Raw genomic sequence first — 17,310 nt, 5'->3', positions numbered from 1 at the left:
TTTCGAGTGTCCCTGAAAAGTAGGGACACGGCAATGCCGTTTCCCTACAAGAGCGACGCACCCTACGGTATCTACAACAATGTCGTAAATATGAACTACAAAACAGCCGCCACAGTTGCCATCAGCAACCCTTGAAACAATTTCACCCCATCTGTTTCGCCCAACATCGGATCGGATGCTCTCTCAGGATGCGGCATCATTCCTAACACATTGCCAGCCCGATTGCAAAGGCCCGCAATATTATTTAACGAACCGTTTGGATTCCCTGCATCGCTAATTTTGCCCGCCTCTGTGCAGTAGCGAAATAACACTTGATCGTGTTCTTCCAACTCTGCCAAAGTATCCGCATCAGCATAATAGTTGCCTTCACCGTGGGCGATCGGCAAATCGATGATTTCACCCGTAGTATAAGCTGCAGTCCAACGAGTATTACCGCGTTCAACTTTCAACGAAGCGCGATCGCAAATAAAATTCAATCCCGCATTCCGCACCAGAGCACCGGGGAGCAAACCCGCTTCTGTCAACACCTGAAAACCGTTGCAGATGCCGAGTACAAGTTTACCTTGTTTGGCGTGTTCTGCCGTAGCTCGCATCGCCGGAGAAAAACGGGCGATCGCGCCGCACCGCAAATAATCTCCGTAACTGAAACCGCCGGGAATTACAATGATATCAATATCCGAAATATCGGTATCTTCGTGCCAAATCATCCGCGTCGGTTGGTGGAGTAACCCTTGAGTCACCCACACCACATCGCGATCGCAATTTGAACCGGGAAAAACAATAACTCCAAATTTCATTCCTATACCCCCGCTGTTTCTACAGCAACAGGAATTGCAGTCAACTCAAAGCGATAGTTTTCAATAACTGGATTTGCCAAAAGTTGGTCGCAAACGCGATCGAGTTGTTCGCGGGCCTCCGATTCGCCCGCAGCAGTCAGCGTCAATTCAACGTATTTTCCGATGCGGACGCCCTCAACATTGTCGTATCCCATGTGTTGCAAACCGGACTGTACGGCAGTACCGGCCGGGTCTAAAACCGAAGGGCGGAGGGTAACATAGATTTGGGCAAGATATTTCTGAGTCACGGGAATGTTGCGGTGGGTGATGTGCAAGTTAGCGCCATTGTATTCTACAACCAGGTTGCGCGCGATCGACCTGGGAACTCCAAGAAACTGCTACCACCCCCGGAAAATCGTCGTGGAGTACCCAAAATTTTAGACTGCTGTTGGTGTTCCCAGATCGATCTGCAGCAAGTAAATCTCAAATCTCAAATCTAAAACCAACTGACTCTCCCGAGTAAGATAGCCTAGAAGCAGGGACAAATGTGATTTCAGCAGATTACACAAAAAAATTATGAGAACCAACCGCACCCGCAGTCAGGAGCGTATTTTAAACTTGCTCAAAGTCCTGAATCGATCGCTCTCAGCGCAAGATATCTATCTAGAACTGCGAAACAGCGACCAAAGCATGGGTTTAGCAACTGTTTACCGTTCCCTCGACGGTTTGAAGCGGGAGGGCTTCGTTCACGTCAGAACCCTCGCTAGCGGCGAATCTCTCTACGGTGCCGCCCACCAAGACCAACATCACCTCACTTGTCTCGAATGTGGCGCGTCCATCACGATCGATGAGTGCCCCGTCCATCACCTAGAAAGCCAATTACAACAATCTCATTCTTTCAAGATTTATTATCATACTTTGGAGTTTTTCGGATTGTGCGATCGGTGTACTCTCGCTCAACAATCTTAAATTTGGTAATTAGGAATTGGGAATTGGGAATAGCTAATTTTCTCAACAAAAAGCAACCAATTACCAATTACCTATTCCCAACTAATGACTAATGACTAATGACTAATGACTAATCAATCTTATTACCTTCCCCAACGATCGATCGCAATCCTTCCATCGTAGCGGGGATGCTGCGCGGATCCATAAACATCACCTTGCTGCTGTCGCTGCTGCCAATTTTTAAGCCCATATCCAGATAATTTTGAGCTAACAAAAACTGTAAAGCTTCCCGCGCATTGGGGTCATTTTGCAGGGTTTTGCCGATAATTTGCAAAGCCTCAGAAGTAGCTTGTGCTTTCAAAACCTGACTTTGGCGTTCTGCTTGGGCTTTCAGGACGATCGCCTTTTGTTGAGCTTCCGCCTCCAAAATAGTAGCTTTTTGGCGCGCTTCTGCATCCAAAACCTGCGCTTCCGCCTTACCTTTGGCGCTGTTAACTGCTGACTCGCGTTCGCCCTCGGATGTCAAAATCGACGCCCGCTTCCGGCGATCGGCTGCCATCTGCAATTCCATCGATTCCTGTACAGTTTTAGAAGGGATAATATCGCGCAATTCTACCCGCGTTACTTTCACTCCCCAAGGATCGGTAACAATATCTAAATCTTTGAGCAAGATTTCATTAATTTGAGAACGAGCCGTAAAAGTTTGTTCGAGATCCAGTTGACCCATTTCCGCGCGAATTTGAGTCAGCACCATATTTACCATTGCTGACTGAAGATTCTCAACTTTGTAACAGGCTTTGTCCAAGTCTACAATTCGCCAGTAAACCACAGCATCAACCGTGATCGAAACGTTGTCGCGGGTAATACAAGCTTGCGGGGGAACATCTAAGACTTTTTCCCGAATAGTTTGCTCGTAAACTACGCGATCGAAAAACGGTGTCACAAAATTCAAACCAGGTTCGAGTTTCTTGCCATTATATTTACCTAAAGTCTCTACTAATGCTTGATTTCCCTGATTGATAATCTTGACGGAACCTGCGAGGGCTGAACCGCCTAATGCTAAAAACACGAGTAAAAATAATTGTTCCACAGTTGCCTCCTATCAATTTTGAATGTTGAATGTTAACTGTTGACTGTTGACTGTTGATTGTTAACTGTTGACTGTTGTTCACTAATGACTACTGACTAATGACTACTGACTACTGACTAATGACTACTGACTACTGACTACTGACTACTGACTACTGACTACTGACTAATTACGCATTTGGTTTAAGAATGCAATAAGTTTTCTGGTAAAACTATCAAAGTAGTGCCTTTTCGTCCCACGACAATGACGTTTTGGTTGGGAGGGATGGTGGCCTTGGTGTCTTCGCAACGAGCTTGCCAAGAATTCCCCTCATAAATCACCCGTCCAGCTTCGCCGGGGGGAATTTCTGTTAAAGTTTTAGCTTCGTGAGAATCTGCGATCGCCCTTACCTTGCCTTTTGGTATCAAGCGCCGGGAGACCAGCACAAAAACTGTCGAAAATACCATCCACAGGAATATCTGTAAATTAACATAAGGTAAAACTAGAGAGCATCCAGCTACAGCGAAGGCGCTCAGCCCCATCATAAAAGCCACAAAAGCAGTCGGGAGAAATAACTCTGCCAAACAGAGCAAAGTCCCAGCTAGCAGCCAAAGAAGCGTGGGAGTCAAGATCATAAAAGAATTGGTGATACTATGAAATATCTTAGATTGGAAATTTGAGATTTTAAAAGTGCCAACAACAGACTCTGCAAGGGTTTGCGAATTGCTGGCCCGATCGCGGTATCGGGTTGAGGCTGCTCCGGCCCCAGTCAGGGTTCGATCGTACTCAAAGTTAAAGTTTTAGTAACTTAGATTACAATTCTAGCCGATCTCCATTGGCAGCAACTACAATTTCTAGCGCCCCAAAGGCAGTTAAAAAATTGATAGGGGCTAAAATCAGTTTATTCTCAAGCTCGTGAATTGGAGCTGGAGAATCAAATATCTTCAGAATGTTTTTACACAAACTCTTTCGATATGATTAGTAGTTTCTCAGAACCCATTTATTGCCCGAATCTGAGCTGTCCCGAACCCCGCAATACCTTTGGCCGCCAGCACTGTGCAGCTTGCGAAACCAATTTAATTTATCGGTATTTGTGGGCTGTGGGCCCAGCAGCCGAGGAAGTGCCGGCGGGTAAGGTAATAGCCGATCGATATTTTGTCATTGCACCCCAACTCTGGCTAGAAAGCCGTCCATCTATTCCTCCTAGCGTCCCCGAACAACTGCCCGATAGCATCGCGCCATACCTGCATTTGTATCCCCAACGGCTGCATACGCCGGAAGTATACGGTTTTTGTTCCGTGGGGGAAGAACCCGAAGCCACTGAGGTGCTGTTGCTGGAAAATGTGCCAGTTAATAATTTTGGTAGCCTGCATCCTTCTATTTTAGAAGCTTGGGCTCACACCGGTGCGGCGCGCCAAGTTTACTGGCTGTGGCAAATGCTTCAACTGTGGACACCGCTTTCGGAACAAGGAGTCGCTGCGAGTTTGCTGGTACCGGAAAATTTGCGGGTGGAAGGTTGGCGGGTACGCCTGCTGCAACTGCACCCTGGAAATTTTGTACCGACGGTTAAGGATTTGGGAGATGTTTGGTCTGGTTTGGTGGAATCTGCCGCGCCAGAGGTGCAGTCGAGACTCGGAGAGATTTGTCTGTTTATGCGCCGCAGCAGCATGAATTTAGAGGCGATCGCCCTAGAACTCAACGATTTATTATTAGAACAAGCGGCTTTATTGCCCCTGCACTTAGAAGTAGTAGGCATGACTGATACCGGGCCGCAGCGCGCCAAAAATGAAGACAGTTGCTATCCGACTGCTGCGGATTTACAATTTAGTAAAACTTCAGATGGCGACAAACTAATTCCTTACTTAACAATGGTTTGCGATGGGGTTGGAGGCCACGAAGGAGGAGAAGTTGCCAGTCAATTAGCCGTGCAGTCCCTGAAAGCTTTAGTCCAAAATTTGCTCGCAGAAATCGCTGAACAAGAAGAGTTGATGACGCCAGAAATGGTAATCAAACAACTCGAAGAAATAGTCAGAGTTGTGAACAATGTGATTTCCAATCAAAATAACGAGCAGGGAAAAGAGTTGCGGCAGCGGATGGGCACGACTTTGGTGATGGCCCTCCAGTTGCCTCAAAAAATTAAAGTTTCCGATGATTTACCGTCGAATAACAGTCACGAACTTTATTTGATCAATGTTGGAGACAGCCGCGCTTATTGGATTGGTAAAAATTACTGTCAGCGGCTGACTGTGGACGATGACGTAGCGTCAAGGGAAGTCAAGCTAGGACACAGTTTATACTGGGAGACTCAATTGCGATCGGATGCAGGAGCCCTGACTCAAGCTTTGGGCACGCGAGACGGCGATTTCCTGCGCCCGACGATTCAGCGATTTATTCTCGAAGAGGAAGGCTTACTGCTGCTGTGTTCCGACGGTTTGGCCGACAACGACTGGGTAGAGCAATCTTGGGAGAATTACGGCCCTCCGGTGCTAGAGGGTCAAATGTCTTTGGAAGCTGCTGTTCAGTCTTGGATTAGCCTCGCCAACGAGAAAAACGGTTACGATAACACCTCTGTCGTGGCGACTTACTGTCGGACTTCGCCGGAGAAATTGGTACTGTTTCCTCCCGCCTCAGCGCCAACCTCAGCAGCAGTGTCAGCGCCAGTGTCTCTCCAGTCGGTGTCCCTGCCAATGTCAGGGTCAGCATCTCTCCAGAAGACCGGGAAGATCCCAGAATCTCAGCTTTCAGAATCGTCCAAACAGTTGCTGTATCCCGAAACAGCCCCCGCCCCGGAACCAGTTCAAAAACAACAGTCCAAACGTTGGTTGCCGCTGCTGGGGCTGTTGGGGCTGATGTTAGCCTTTACAGGTTTAGGTTTGTGGGTACGCAGCCTCCAAAGCCCTCAGCCAGAGCCCGAACAACTTCCGCCACCGCCGGAAACTTCCGTCCCGAGTCCTGCAGAAAATCCCTCGCCCGGTTCACAGAGTCCCTCGCCCGGTGCTGAAAGTTCCTCGCCGTCGCCAGAATCAACTCCTGCCGAAATTCCCGCGCCGTCGCCAGAATCAACTTCTGGCGAAAGTCCATCGCCGTCGCCCGAATCAACTTCTGGCGAAAGTCCCTCGCCGTCGCCCGAATCAACTCCTGCCGAAATTCCCGCGCCGGAAGCGGAAACTCCTTCGCCTTCACCGCAATAAAGGAGATTTCAATCAGCGGGACGTTTTAAAGAATGCAGATACTTTCCGGCGGCACGGTAACTCGAACTCGATCGCCAATTTGGTGCCGCTGTAAGTCATCTCGGTGCAAGTTTTGTCGGCGAAGGGCGATCGAGCTTTTAGCAGTCAAGCGCACCCTATAGCGCGTATCAGTGCCAATATAAATCGCCTCTTCTACTGTTCCCGGCCAGCTATTTTCAGCATCGTAATTAGCCGGATAAATAGCAGCTTTTTCCGGCCGCAACACCAAGGTAACAGTTTTCCCGGCCGGCAAATCTTCTGCAGTCGCAACTAACACGGGCAACTCTTGGTCAACCAACACGACTACTTGACCCTGTTGCCTTTCTACTACTCGCCCGGTCAAAAAATTGCTGTCGCCAATAAAATCAGCAACAAACCGCGTTTTCGGATATTCATAAATATCAACAGGTGTCCCGACTTGTTGCAGTTTTCCTCCTTCCATCACTGCAATTCTGTCCGACATTGTGAGCGCTTCTTCTTGGTCGTGAGTTACATAAATAAATGTAATTCCCAATTTGCGCTGCATTTTTTTTAATTCTAATTGCATCTCTTTACGCAATTTTAAATCCAGCGCTCCCAGGGGTTCATCTAATAGCAAAACAGAAGGCTCTTTGACCAATGCCCTCGCCAGCGCTACTCGCTGCTGCTGTCCCCCTGACAGTTGGCGGGGATAGCGTTTTTCTACATCTGTCAACTGTACTAATGCTAAGGCTGCCGCCACGCGATCGCGAATTTTTGGCTGAGGCAAATTCTCCATTTCCAACCCAAATGCAGCATTTTGTGCTACTGTCATGTGCGGAAATAAAGCATAATTTTGAAATACCGTATTCACTGGGCGGTGAAATGGCGGGCGATTTTGCATCGGTTGGCCGTGAATGTAAATTTCGCCTGCTGTGGGAGTTTCAAAACCTGCGATCGTTCGCAAAGTTGTAGTTTTGCCACAGCCGGAAGGGCCGAGCAAAGAAAAAAATTCGCGATCGAAAATTTGCAGGTTGATGTTATCTACAGCTAAGAAATCTTGACTGCGGACACTTTTAAATATTTTGGAAATGTTGACAAGTTCGACTGCGTGCATTGTGTTAGTATCTATGAGTTATAGCATTTCGAGCGAAAGATGAGGTGCCGCTGGGCATTACCTCACAACGCGATCGAACTGCTATATGAGCAATAAAAAATATGAGTTATAGTCCGGTTAAACTGATATATTTTACTATTCTTAATTACTTGTTTAGGAACGGGCAAGATGCTTGTTCCACAAAACTTAATTTTATTGTGGAACGGGCCGGAGAGCCCGTTCTTAACGATGGCGCAACTCCAATACAAACTAAAAATTTAAGCAAACCAGCCCGCCACCTGTTTGATATCTACTTTCCAGATCCTGCTTTAACTTCCGTCCAAGCTCGATCGTACAATGCAGTTGTTTTCCCGACATCCTGCAAAAACTTCATTTTAGCAAGCACCTCAGCCGGCGGATAAATTTGAGGATTTTTCAAATCTTTAGGATCGATTAAACCTCGATCGAGGGCTGCTTTATTCGGCGAGCCAAAGTGGGTAAAATTAGAAATTTTTGCTCCTATCTCTGGTTCCAAAGTGAAGTTGATAAATTTCTCGGCTAACTCTTTGTTGGCTGCACCTTTGGGAATTGCCATATTGTCAGAAAACACAATGGTTCCTTCTTTGGGAATAGCGTAACGGAGATTTGGGCTCTCTTTCATCACCTGAAAAATATCGCCGCTCCATTCCATTGTCAAATTTACTTCTCCTTGCTCCAGCAGAGTTTGACCAGTGTCTGGGACAAAAGCGGCAATGATATTTTTATTTTTAATCAGCAAATCGCGGGCTTTGTTAATTTCTTCGGGATTTGTGGTATTTGGATCAAATCCTAAATACATTAAAACTCCTGCAAAAGTGTATCTGGCATCATCTTGCCATGCGACTTTTCCGTTATATTTGGGGTCGAACATCGCCGCCCAACTGTTGATATCGCCCTTGGTGGCTTTCAAGTTGTAGCCAATTCCCATTGTTCCCCACTGGTAGGGTAGAGAATACTTATTTTGGGGATCGAAAGATTGATTAATAAACTTAGCATCAAGGTGGATATTGTTGGGGATGTTCTGCAAATTTAGCGGCTCAATCATATTCTCCGCTGCCATGACTTTTACCATGTAATCGGCGGGAAATATTAAGTCGTAACCGGGGTTTCCCTGTTTGAGTTTGGCGTAGAGTGCGTCGCTGTTCTCGAAAGTGTCGTATTGAATTTTAACATTGTTCTCTTTCTCGAATTGGGCGATCGCTTCTGGGGCGATATAACTTGCATAATTGTAAATGTTGAGGACTTGCTGTTGGTTGCCACCTGTGGGGCTGCAGCCGAAAGCTACCGTTGCACTCATCACAAACAAAAGTAAAAATTTCAGCAGGCGTTTCATAGGTTTGGTGAGTTATATCGAACAATAATTATGACACAAAAAACATTTATTTAACTTTTTTGAACTTTTAGCGACGATACAACCAGCAACAAGGAAGCCAGCAACATCAAAGTTGAAATAGCATTAATCGCTGGCGTTACTGAAAATTTTATCATGCCGTAAACAAATAGTGGCAGAGTCATGGAACCGATGCCAGTGGTGAAGAATGTCACGACAAAATCATCTAGGGACAAAGTAAAAGCTAGCAATGCTGCGCTAAAAATAGCGGGCCAAATCAGCGGAAAAGTGATGCGCCAAAAAGTCCGCCATTCGTTAGCGCCCAAGTCAAAAGCTGCTTGTTCTAATTGAGGATCGAGTTCCGCCAAACGCGCCCTGACAGTAATCGTCACAAATGAAATATTAAAGACAACGTGACCGATAATTACTGTAGGTAAGCCGAGATTGAGGCGAATTCCGGTGAGATTTTCTACGATCCGAAATGCGAGAGTAAAGAAAACTAGCAGCGAAATGCCGATCGTAATTTCGGGCATAATAATCGGCAAAAACAGTAAAACTTCTACGGCTTTCCGTCCCGGAAAATGAAAGCGTTCCAACGCTAGCGCCAGCATTGTACCGAAAATTGTCGCTACCACAGTGGAAATAGCTGCAATCAGCAAGCTGTTGTTGAGTGCGGGCAAAATTCCGCTGCTGCTGCTGCTAGCAATCGTCGCACCTGTATTGCTAAATAAGCTGCGATACCAATCGAGGGTAAAACCGCGCCAAACGGCATTGAATCTGGAGGTGTTGAAGGAGTAAATAATTAAGATGAGAATTGGCAAGTAAAGAAAGGCAAATGCTAGTATAGCTTGTACCCATAGCCACTTTTTCCCCGTCGCCCGCACGAGCAAATCTAGTTTTGTTTTAGTCATTAGTTAGTGGTTAGTGGTTATTGGTTAGTGGTTATTAGTTATTGGTTATTAGTTAGCAGTAATTATTAGTGAACAGTCAACAGTCAACAGTCAACAGTCAACAGTCAGTAGTCAACAGTCAGTAGTCATTGGTAATTCGGAATTAGAACCAACCAATAAAAAATAATAATCAACTGCCCGCCACCAACAATCAACTACCAAAAACCATCGCCTCAAATAAATAATCTCATAAACCCGCCCTCACCTAACTGTAAATCTCAATTTATAGCGGTTTTCAAGCTTAGTGAGGTATGCCCAATGCCCTATATCCTATGCCCAATGCCCACTCCTAGCACCTCATGTTAGGCTCGAAAGGCTATACCTCTTTAAGTTTCATCAGAGACGTGGAAGTAAACCAAAACAGGAATCAATATGATTACTGTTAATAACATAGAAAGGGCGGAACCAAAGGGCCAATCGCGGGCTTTCATAAACTGATTTTGAATCAAGTTTCCCACCATTACTGTTTTAGATCCGCCCAATATATCGGGAGTAATAAAAGCGCCAACTGAGGGGACAAACACTAAGATTGAACCTGCAACTATTCCGCGAGTTGTCAATGGGAAAAATACGCGCCAGAATGTTCTAATATCATTTGCTCCTAAATCTTGAGCTGCTTCTACTAATGAAAAATTGAAGCGTTCTATGCTAGAATATAAAGGTAGAACCATGAAAGGTAAATAGCCGTAAATCAGACCGATCGCCACAGCGAAAGGTGTAAAAAGCAAGTTTAACGGTTCGCTAATAATTTGCAGGCTTTGCAGGGCTGTGTTAACTACTCCTTCGCTACGCAGCAAAATTATCCAGGCGTAGGTTCTTACCAAAAAGTTAGTCCAAAATGGAATAATTACTAGCAAAAGCAAGGCATTTCGCCAGCGGGGAGGACGGGTGGCGATGAAAAATGCTAGGGGATAGCCAACTAAAAGGCAAGCTGCGGTTGTTAAAAAAGCTAAAAAGAGCGATCGGCCAATTACTCCTAAAAAAAGTCCGCTGAACAAACGCTGGTAATTGTTGAGAGTAAATATCGCAGTAACGCCGCCATAAGTACCGCGTTCTAAGAAACTGTACAAAAGTACAATTAGCACTGGCAAAATGAAGAAAACAATCAGCCATGCAGTGGCGGGGAATAATAGCAGTAACAGGCTATACAATTTTCGATTTTCGATTTTCGATTTTCGATTGGGAAGGATCGATTTCATAAGGGTTTGTGGCTACCCGCGCGTGTTCTGGCTAATAATGATGCAACACATTTTATATCAAATCAGGCTTAAATACTTTCTTGATTTCTCAGTCTGCGGAGGCAAACGAGAGTTGTGCGGTAGCGGTTTCAGCGGTAAATTGCGATCGGGAATTTTCATTTTTTACCTTCGGAGGATGGTAATTGGCGGTTTAAGTCAACATTCAAGTTTTCGCGGCGGAATTGGAAGCGGAAGACTACTTTGCGATCGCCCGCTGCATTTTGATTCGGATTCGCATCTAATTCTCCCCGCCCAGAAACTAATACTTTCTGCTGCAATTGGGCTTTTTTAGGAAAATTTACCTCCTCGGAAAACATATAATTAGAAACAGCTAAAGCCCGCCGCAAACTCAGTTCCAGATTTTTTGGTTCTGCACCGGCAGAACTGGTATGTCCTTCAATGACAACACGAGAAATTTGTTTTTCAAACTGTTGGTTAGCAAAAAGGACTTGGCTGTAAATGGGAATGAAGGCTTGCAAAAACTTTTTTCCTTCTGGTTTGAGCACCGAACTGTTATTATCAAACAAAATGCGATCGCGAATACTGACATCTCCGGTTCCGGGATCGACTGTAAAAATATCTTTGTCTCCAAGTTTCCCTTCTAAAGCATTGACAATAATCTGCGGTAATCCTTTAAATGCGTTTTGATATTGCTGCAATTCCTGCCGCAGTTTTTCCACCTGAAGAATTTTTTCATCGAGCATTTTCACCTTTTCGCTGAGTTGAATTTGCACGGTGATGAACAGGAGGGCGAACAACATCAGCAAGCCGGACATTAAATCGCCGATGGACAGCAAGACGCTGGAATCTTCCTCTTCTTCTATTTCCGGTGAATTATCTAAATCGGATAAATCTTTCATTTTTGCACTGTTAATTAGTTTGTTGTGAGGACTTCAGTCCTCAACCTCTAAATATCATCCCAAGCGCGATCGTAGTCTCTAACTGGATGAGAACTTCAGTCCTTCTTTATGAGGAGTAAAGTCTAAATACAAACCTCACTGTTGATAGCTTATTTCTTCGTTCCCAAATTATCAGCCGCCGCCACCAAATAATGAGCAACCTGCATTAAACCATCAGAACTTTCTTGCAATCCGCTGCATACTTTTGCCATCGAAGAATCCGCTTCTTCAAAAAACTTGTGCTGGGATGACGTAGTTTTTTCCAAATAGCCAATTAATTGATTGTTACCAGACTGCAGCGCGCGATCGAACTGATCGCTCATATTTTGATACGCACTCTCAACCCGCCGCACTTGTTCTTGTTCCGCTTGCAAAGCTGCATTTAATTGATTCACCAAACTTGTATAGGTAGTTTGCAACCTTTCCCCTTCGGCATTGAACTGATTTGCCATTTTTTCATACACGCTTTCTACCCGCAACACTTCTTGTCCGGTTATCTTCGCTAGTTCCTGCAACTGTGCCAAACGCTGGCTGGAATTCAACCCCACAGAATTAGCAAACTGGCTCACTTCTGCGGCTGTTGTCAAAATTTTGTCCATACTTTCGTCAACTTGCTGCGACATCAATTTGCGCTTCTGCGATTCTTCTTGAAAAACTTTTTGCAAGCCCAGTACAACCTGCGCTAAACCTTTTTGCTGTTTACCTAAAGTACCTTCTAATAAGTTGTTTTGTGCGGTAAAGAATTGCTGGAGAGAGGATTGATATGTAACCCGGAAGTTGTCTAATTCTTCCTGGACTGTAACGCGGGTATTTTGCAGCATAGTGTCAACATTTTGCAAACTACCAACCAGATTTTCTCGCGCTTTGTCCATCAGTCCGGAAGCTTCATCGCCAACTGCTTTAATGGTATCTGACTGAGTTTGAAAAGCTGCGTGGGTGGCATTTAAAATATTGGTCATTCTGGCTTCAACTCCTTCTAGCATTTCCTTTTCTTGTGCTGCTTGAGTGTGGAGAGATGCTTGCAAGTTATCTTGGATTCCTCTAAAGGTGTTGGCGGCTTCTTGGGCGCTTTCTTGGAATGCTGTTCTTTGGGCTTTCATGCCTTCAATACTTTCTCCAACTCCCGATCGCATTTCGGTAGCCATTTCTTGCAAAACGCCGTGGGTGTCTGTCTGAAACTGTCCTAAAATCTGCTGCAAGTTGGTGGCAAATTCCTGCAACTGCACTAATGTATCTTGCTGGAAAGTTTGAATTGTCAGGATAGATTGTGCTAAACTAGAAGATATTCCGCCCAATTCGTTCTTGAGTTCTCTGACAGCTTCGGATGCTGATTGAGTTAACTGGGCGCTTTGATCTAACCGCCCTACTACTGGTTCGATTACTTCGGTGCGGAGTCCTGAAAGTAGGTTGTTTAATATCTCTTCGCCTTGGTCGGCTTTAATTTGTTTGAGTAAGGATAACTCTTGGCGAATATCTTGAAAAACTGGGGCCATTGCTAAACCGATTTGCTGTCCGAGTTCCTGGGAGTTGACATTGCTTTGGGCTTCAACAATTTGAGCAAATCCGGTTCTCATTGTTTCGGTTGCAAGGGCGATCGCACTTTCAACATCGCCGCTAGAATTGGCGCGGGAAAATATTTGTTCTGGGGTTTGTAATTTGGCGATTTTATCTAATTTATTGCGTAAATTATCGCGATTAGCAATGCGCGCGCGATCGCCCCAAGCCAAGACAAGCGTAAATATGCTAGAAGAGCCCAAACCCATCAAAGAAGTCGAAAACGCTGTTTTCATTCCCTCCAGCAACGTGCCGATCGACGGTAGCAATTCTTTGGTATCTTGCAAAGAACCCAAGTTAACATCTTGCAAGCCGGTTTGAATGCCGTAAAATGTACCTAAAACCCCCAGCGCGACTAAGGTGCTCGGTACAAACCGCCACTGACTTCGAGGTGCCGATCGCCCTAAAATTGCGGGATACTGAAACAACACAAACCGCCCGGATTTTACCTGCGCCCTGTAAGCATCGCCGCCTGCGGTAATTTCGCCCGCCAAGTGTTCGCTAAACCAGTCTAGCAGCAGTTTCCAGGTATCTGCAGGTGTTTCCCGCTGCTGCAGTGCGATCGCCCCTGATGTACCGCTGTCTGACTTCGAGCTCAAATAGTCGATCGCATCAGAAGTCGATCGGCTTTTCGCCCCCAGATACCGCTGATATTGCTTCACAGAAGTATACTCGCCCCAAACAGCCACGCCCAGCAAAATTAGCGCCGCCCAGTGAAAAATGCTGTTCTGCCAAATTACCCCAAAAATAGCAGTCAAATAATTAATTAATTGCATATTGACAACCCGTTTAATTTGTGTATTTTACTCGAATCTCAATTATCAAAAAAACCAACATTAACGTTTTAATATAACATTTCCCACCGTCAAAAAAACACTATAACTTTCAGCTAATCGATCGCATATTTCACTTTTATTCATAAATTATGTCATCATAAATCAAAAATGAAGAGGTACAAAATGTCAGCAGAATCGCCAGCCCCAAAAATAGTCGTCGTCGGCGCAGGATGGGCCGGTTTAGGAGCCACCTATCACCTGGCCCAGCAAGGCTACGACGTAACTTTGTTAGAAGCAGGCCCTCAGCCGGGAGGCTTAGTTGCGGGGTGGAAAACCGCCGGTGGGCGTTCCGTAGAAGCAGGCATTCACGGCTTCTGGTATCCCTACAAAAATATCTTTTCATTAGTCAAGGAATTAGGACTCGATCCGTTTACGCCTTGGACTCGTTCCTGTCAGTATTCCCCCGCCGGCTTGGAAGTAGAATCGCCAATATTTCAGGACGAGCCGCGACTTCCCACACCGTTAGGAACCTTTCTCTACACCAAATTTAAAAGACTGCCATTAGTCGATCGACTTTCAGCCTTACCTTTACTCTACGCCGTCCTAGATTTCGACAACTCCGACGCAGCTTGGCGCAGGTACGATCGCGTTACAGCCCGCGAATTGTTCAAACAGTTTGGCGTCTCTGCGAGGCTGTACCGCGATGCCTTCGAGCCGATGTTATTAGTAGGTTTATTTGCACCAGGAGAACAATGTTCTGCCGCCGCAGCTTTGGGAATGCTTTATTATTTCATCTTAGCACACCAAGCGGATTTTGATGTAGTTTGGTGTTGCGGTACTGTCGGGGAAAAAATCTTTCGACCCTGGGTCGATCGCGTGGAAAAAATCGGCGCTAAAGTATTGACAAATCAACGAGTTACTGATTTAATCGTTGATAGCAACAACCGAGCTACAGGCGTGGTTTGTGGCGATAAAACCTTCGAGGCAGATGCAATTATTTTTGCAGTTGGCGTTACTGGAATGCAAAAAATTATTAGCACCAGCCCCGCTTTGCAAAGCCGCCAAGAATTTAGGGACGTAATGAATTTGGGTGCTGTTGACGTGTTAGCTGTCCGTCTCTGGTTTGACAGAAAAATTAACATTCCGCTACCTTCAAATGCCTGTTTTGGATTTAGTTCAACTACGGGTTGGACATTTTTTGATTTGAATGCTTTGCACGACGAATTCCGAGCGGAACCGGGAACAGTTGTCGAAGCTGACTTTTATCACGCCAATCAATTAATTCCCCTGAAAGATGAGGAAATTGTTGCTTTAGTGCAGCGGGATTTAGCGACTTGTATTCCCGCTTTTCGGGATGCAAAAGTAATTGACAGCAGCGCGATTCGCTTGTCGCGGGCGGTGACGCATTTTGCACCGGGAAGTTATCAGTATTTGTTGCCGGCGGTAACAAGTTATGATAATGTATTTATGAGCGGCGATTGGGTTGTTACCCGTCACGGTTCTTGGTCGCAGGAAAAGGCTTATGTTACTGGTTTGGAGGCGGCAAATTTGGTAATTTCGCGTTTCGGAATTGGCAAAAAAGCGGCCATTATTCCTGTAGAGGCTGATGAGCCACACATTCAAGTTGGGAGACAGATTAATCAGTTTGCTCGCAGTTTGACTAATACTTTTCTTCCCGATTTTTGGCTGCCATAATTAGAAGGAAGTAGTCAGTAGTCAGTAGTCAGTAGTCATTGTAGGGTGCGTATTTTTTAGGTTTAGTACAAAAAGCTATGGTTTTCTCTGATGACGCACCCTACTAATGAGATCAAAGAAACCGGGGTTTTTACCGATATTGACAGTTATTGTAGGGTGCTAAATGCACATTTTACAATAACTGCTTAAAGCAATAAATTCCCTCTTCCTGATGACTAATGACTAATGACTAATGACAACTAACAACTGACAACTAACAACTGCCTACTGCCTACTGACAACTAACAACTGACAACTGACTAAAAACTATCGCCAATAAGGCCTGCCTTTCCAAAAAACTCCCACCGTAATTCCGATTAGTGAGGCTTCCGATAAACTTGCTAACAAAGGAGGTATGGGCAGAAATGACTTTAACAGCAAACCGAATAGCACGCACAAAACTAAAACCCACAAATTAATTTTATTGAGCAAATATTGCTGGTGCCAATGCTCTAAAAAGTACACTGCTAAAGCTCCCATTCCCACTGCGGCAACGAAAGGTATCAATATTCCGAGGGAGGAGCCGTAGAGAAGCGTCACGACGTTGCGGATTGCGCGCGATTGCGTGAAACCCCAGGCTAAAAATAGCTCAACTCCAATCACGATTGAGTTGACGAGGGCGGCAATTTGCAGCATTTCTCGCCAAGGTAAAAGTTTTAAGCGGCGCAGAAAATTGCTCATAATCGGCTGATTCGGTAGGTTGCTTTGATTTTATCAGAAATTTGGGGCTAAAACCCCACGATCAGCTTGACGACTTTTAAGGTGCTATGATTATAATAATTGTCAAGGTTGAACTCCTTCGCCATCGTGAAACGGTTGAGAGACACACTTTTAGGCGTCAAATTTTGGGCAAAGAGCGGCGAAAACTCTTAAAACAGCTAGGGATTAAAAAATAACATCCCACCATCAGAGAAGTAATACTTTTGACAGGAAGTGTAGGGCGGGGCACGCCCAAACAGTAGGTTCGTATCCTACTACGCTTGGGGAGATAGACTCTCTGAGATTCACTAAGTTAGGCTCGTTAATTGGTGCTACTGCACGGTTAATTGGTTTAAGCATTGCCGCTGTGGATAGTGGGTTTTAAAGTCGTTCGTAGAGCCAAGAATCAGGAGTGCATTCACGCGCCCTGAGTGTCAAAACAGTTTTGTCCGGGCGATCGACATTAACGACTATTTGTAAAGTAAAATGAAGACAAAGGGCAGTCTCTTGACAAATTCACCAAGAGCATCTGCCTGCTTGTTGTTGGAACCGTGAAAGGAAAAAAGTTATGGTGGAGAACACTGTCGATTGTGCTGTAGCTTGCGTCAATGGCTGCGTTTTGGGCGACAAGTGCCCGAAGCGAGAATACGCGGCGGCAACGTCAAACTTTATTGAAAATACCTCTCTCGACAAAATGCTGGAAATGGCAGAGGAAGCGATCAGAAGGAAACGGACGGAACCTCCCAAATGGGTAATTCCTGATTTTCCCGAATAGAGTTAGCGCTACTTAGAAAAAGCATCGCCCATTGGAAAGGGCGATGTTTTTTGTATTCCCAATGAAATATAGCATTTCGATCTCTCATATGAGGTGCTGTCGGGCGGAGCGAAGCGGAGGGATGGGGCTCCGTGGCCCGCGCAGGGCGGAGCGAAGCGGAGGGATTGGGCATACCTCACAACGCGATCGAACCGCTATAGCCGAGCCAAATCAAGATATTTCTTGGGATAGAAGCTAAA

15 protein-coding genes are annotated in these 17,310 nt (G+C 45.4%); 4 read left to right on the top strand and 11 right to left on the bottom strand.

The genetic code is table 11. The features are described from left to right. Positions 1–95 precede the first annotated feature (95 nt). The gene (purQ, locus tag IQ263_RS01950; protein WP_194065933.1) at positions 96–797 is read right to left on the bottom strand and encodes a phosphoribosylformylglycinamidine synthase subunit PurQ; all 702 of its coding nucleotides are present in this window, start codon (positions 795–797) and stop codon (positions 96–98) included. 2 nt (positions 798–799) lie between these two features. Continuing rightward, positions 800–1,084 carry a phosphoribosylformylglycinamidine synthase subunit PurS gene (purS, locus tag IQ263_RS01945; protein ID WP_194065932.1) on the bottom strand — a complete coding sequence of 95 codons (285 nt, stop codon included), beginning with the start codon at positions 1,082–1,084 and terminating at the stop codon, positions 800–802. Between the two features lie 268 nt (positions 1,085–1,352). Between purS and IQ263_RS01940 the strand changes: the two genes are divergently transcribed. Continuing rightward, positions 1,353–1,745: a Fur family transcriptional regulator gene (locus tag IQ263_RS01940; RefSeq protein WP_194065931.1), complete on the top strand. Its 393-nt coding sequence runs from the start codon at positions 1,353–1,355 to the stop codon at positions 1,743–1,745. A 109-nt stretch (positions 1,746–1,854) separates the two neighbouring features. On the opposite strand, the gene IQ263_RS01935 is transcribed toward IQ263_RS01940, so the two are convergent. Together IQ263_RS01935 and IQ263_RS01930 are read right to left on the bottom strand one after the other, a co-directional pair. Continuing rightward, positions 1,855–2,814, bottom strand: a complete 960-nt coding sequence (locus IQ263_RS01935) for an SPFH domain-containing protein (RefSeq protein WP_194065930.1) — start codon at positions 2,812–2,814, stop codon at positions 1,855–1,857. A gap of 182 nt (positions 2,815–2,996) precedes the next feature. Continuing rightward, on the bottom strand, positions 2,997–3,428 hold the full coding sequence (locus IQ263_RS01930; protein ID WP_194065929.1) for an NfeD family protein: 432 nt from the start codon (positions 3,426–3,428) through the stop codon (positions 2,997–2,999). A 339-nt stretch (positions 3,429–3,767) separates the two neighbouring features. Between IQ263_RS01930 and IQ263_RS01925 the strand changes: the two genes are divergently transcribed. Beyond that, entirely contained in the window at positions 3,768–5,984 is a 2,217-nt protein-coding gene (locus IQ263_RS01925) for a protein phosphatase 2C domain-containing protein (RefSeq protein WP_194065928.1), read from the top strand. A 25-nt stretch (positions 5,985–6,009) separates the two neighbouring features. Here the strand turns inward: IQ263_RS01925 and IQ263_RS01920 are convergent, their stop codons facing one another. From IQ263_RS01920 to IQ263_RS01895, 6 genes are all read right to left on the bottom strand, one after another. After that, positions 6,010–7,098, bottom strand: a complete 1,089-nt coding sequence (locus tag IQ263_RS01920; protein ID WP_194065927.1) for an ABC transporter ATP-binding protein — start codon at positions 7,096–7,098, stop codon at positions 6,010–6,012. A gap of 289 nt (positions 7,099–7,387) precedes the next feature. After that, entirely contained in the window at positions 7,388–8,449 is a 1,062-nt protein-coding gene (locus tag IQ263_RS01915) for an ABC transporter substrate-binding protein (protein ID WP_194065926.1), read from the bottom strand. A gap of 50 nt (positions 8,450–8,499) precedes the next feature. After that, positions 8,500–9,357 carry an ABC transporter permease gene (locus tag IQ263_RS01910; protein WP_194065925.1) on the bottom strand — a complete coding sequence of 286 codons (858 nt, stop codon included), beginning with the start codon at positions 9,355–9,357 and terminating at the stop codon, positions 8,500–8,502. 365 nt (positions 9,358–9,722) lie between these two features. Continuing rightward, the gene (locus tag IQ263_RS01905) at positions 9,723–10,595 is read right to left on the bottom strand and encodes an ABC transporter permease (protein WP_228049723.1); all 873 of its coding nucleotides are present in this window, start codon (positions 10,593–10,595) and stop codon (positions 9,723–9,725) included. Between the two features lie 155 nt (positions 10,596–10,750). Continuing rightward, complete coding sequence (locus IQ263_RS01900; RefSeq protein ID WP_194065923.1) at positions 10,751–11,494, bottom strand: OmpA family protein; 744 nt, start codon at positions 11,492–11,494, stop codon at positions 10,751–10,753. 149 nt (positions 11,495–11,643) lie between these two features. Then, the gene (locus IQ263_RS01895) at positions 11,644–13,863 is read right to left on the bottom strand and encodes a hypothetical protein (RefSeq protein WP_194065922.1); all 2,220 of its coding nucleotides are present in this window, start codon (positions 13,861–13,863) and stop codon (positions 11,644–11,646) included. Positions 13,864–14,046: 183 nt separating this feature from the next. On the opposite strand from IQ263_RS01895, the gene IQ263_RS01890 reads away from it, so the two are divergent. Further along, positions 14,047–15,558, top strand: a complete 1,512-nt coding sequence (locus IQ263_RS01890) for a hydroxysqualene dehydroxylase (RefSeq protein WP_194065921.1) — start codon at positions 14,047–14,049, stop codon at positions 15,556–15,558. 306 nt (positions 15,559–15,864) lie between these two features. Here IQ263_RS01890 and IQ263_RS01885 read toward each other — a convergent pair whose 3' ends face one another. Continuing rightward, positions 15,865–16,278 carry a peptide chain release factor 1 gene (locus IQ263_RS01885; protein WP_194065920.1) on the bottom strand — a complete coding sequence of 138 codons (414 nt, stop codon included), beginning with the start codon at positions 16,276–16,278 and terminating at the stop codon, positions 15,865–15,867. Positions 16,279–16,864: 586 nt separating this feature from the next. Between IQ263_RS01885 and IQ263_RS01880 the strand changes: the two genes are divergently transcribed. Then, positions 16,865–17,071, top strand: a complete 207-nt coding sequence (locus IQ263_RS01880; protein WP_194009348.1) for a hypothetical protein — start codon at positions 16,865–16,867, stop codon at positions 17,069–17,071. Positions 17,072–17,310 lie beyond the last annotated feature (239 nt).

Source organism: Tychonema sp. LEGE 06208 (assembly GCF_015207505.1).
Lineage (GTDB): Bacteria > Cyanobacteriota > Cyanobacteriia > Cyanobacteriales > Microcoleaceae > Microcoleus.
Note: the sequence above shows the minus strand (reverse complement) of the source record. Positions and strands in the feature narration are given on the sequence as shown.

Excerpts from the sequence above, each read along its gene's own strand:
- IQ263_RS01915 (WP_194065926.1), bottom strand. The coding sequence starts at position 8,449 with ATGAAACGCCTGCTGAAATTTTTACTTTTGTTTGTGATGAGTGCAACG.
- IQ263_RS01905 (WP_228049723.1), bottom strand. The coding sequence starts at position 10,595 with ATGAAATCGATCCTTCCCAATCGAAAATCGAAAATCGAAAATCGAAAA.
- IQ263_RS01895 (WP_194065922.1), bottom strand. The coding sequence starts at position 13,863 with ATGCAATTAATTAATTATTTGACTGCTATTTTTGGGGTAATTTGGCAG.
- IQ263_RS01880 (WP_194009348.1), top strand. The coding sequence starts at position 16,865 with ATGGTGGAGAACACTGTCGATTGTGCTGTAGCTTGCGTCAATGGCTGC.
- IQ263_RS01940 (WP_194065931.1), top strand. The coding sequence starts at position 1,353 with ATGAGAACCAACCGCACCCGCAGTCAGGAGCGTATTTTAAACTTGCTC.
- IQ263_RS01930 (WP_194065929.1), bottom strand. The coding sequence starts at position 3,428 with ATGATCTTGACTCCCACGCTTCTTTGGCTGCTAGCTGGGACTTTGCTC.
- IQ263_RS01910 (WP_194065925.1), bottom strand. The coding sequence starts at position 9,357 with ATGACTAAAACAAAACTAGATTTGCTCGTGCGGGCGACGGGGAAAAAG.
- IQ263_RS01925 (WP_194065928.1), top strand. The coding sequence starts at position 3,768 with ATGATTAGTAGTTTCTCAGAACCCATTTATTGCCCGAATCTGAGCTGT.
- IQ263_RS01890 (WP_194065921.1), top strand. The coding sequence starts at position 14,047 with ATGTCAGCAGAATCGCCAGCCCCAAAAATAGTCGTCGTCGGCGCAGGA.
- IQ263_RS01920 (WP_194065927.1), bottom strand. The coding sequence starts at position 7,098 with ATGCACGCAGTCGAACTTGTCAACATTTCCAAAATATTTAAAAGTGTC.
- purQ (WP_194065933.1), bottom strand. The coding sequence starts at position 797 with ATGAAATTTGGAGTTATTGTTTTTCCCGGTTCAAATTGCGATCGCGAT.
- IQ263_RS01885 (WP_194065920.1), bottom strand. The coding sequence starts at position 16,278 with ATGAGCAATTTTCTGCGCCGCTTAAAACTTTTACCTTGGCGAGAAATG.
- IQ263_RS01900 (WP_194065923.1), bottom strand. The coding sequence starts at position 11,494 with ATGAAAGATTTATCCGATTTAGATAATTCACCGGAAATAGAAGAAGAG.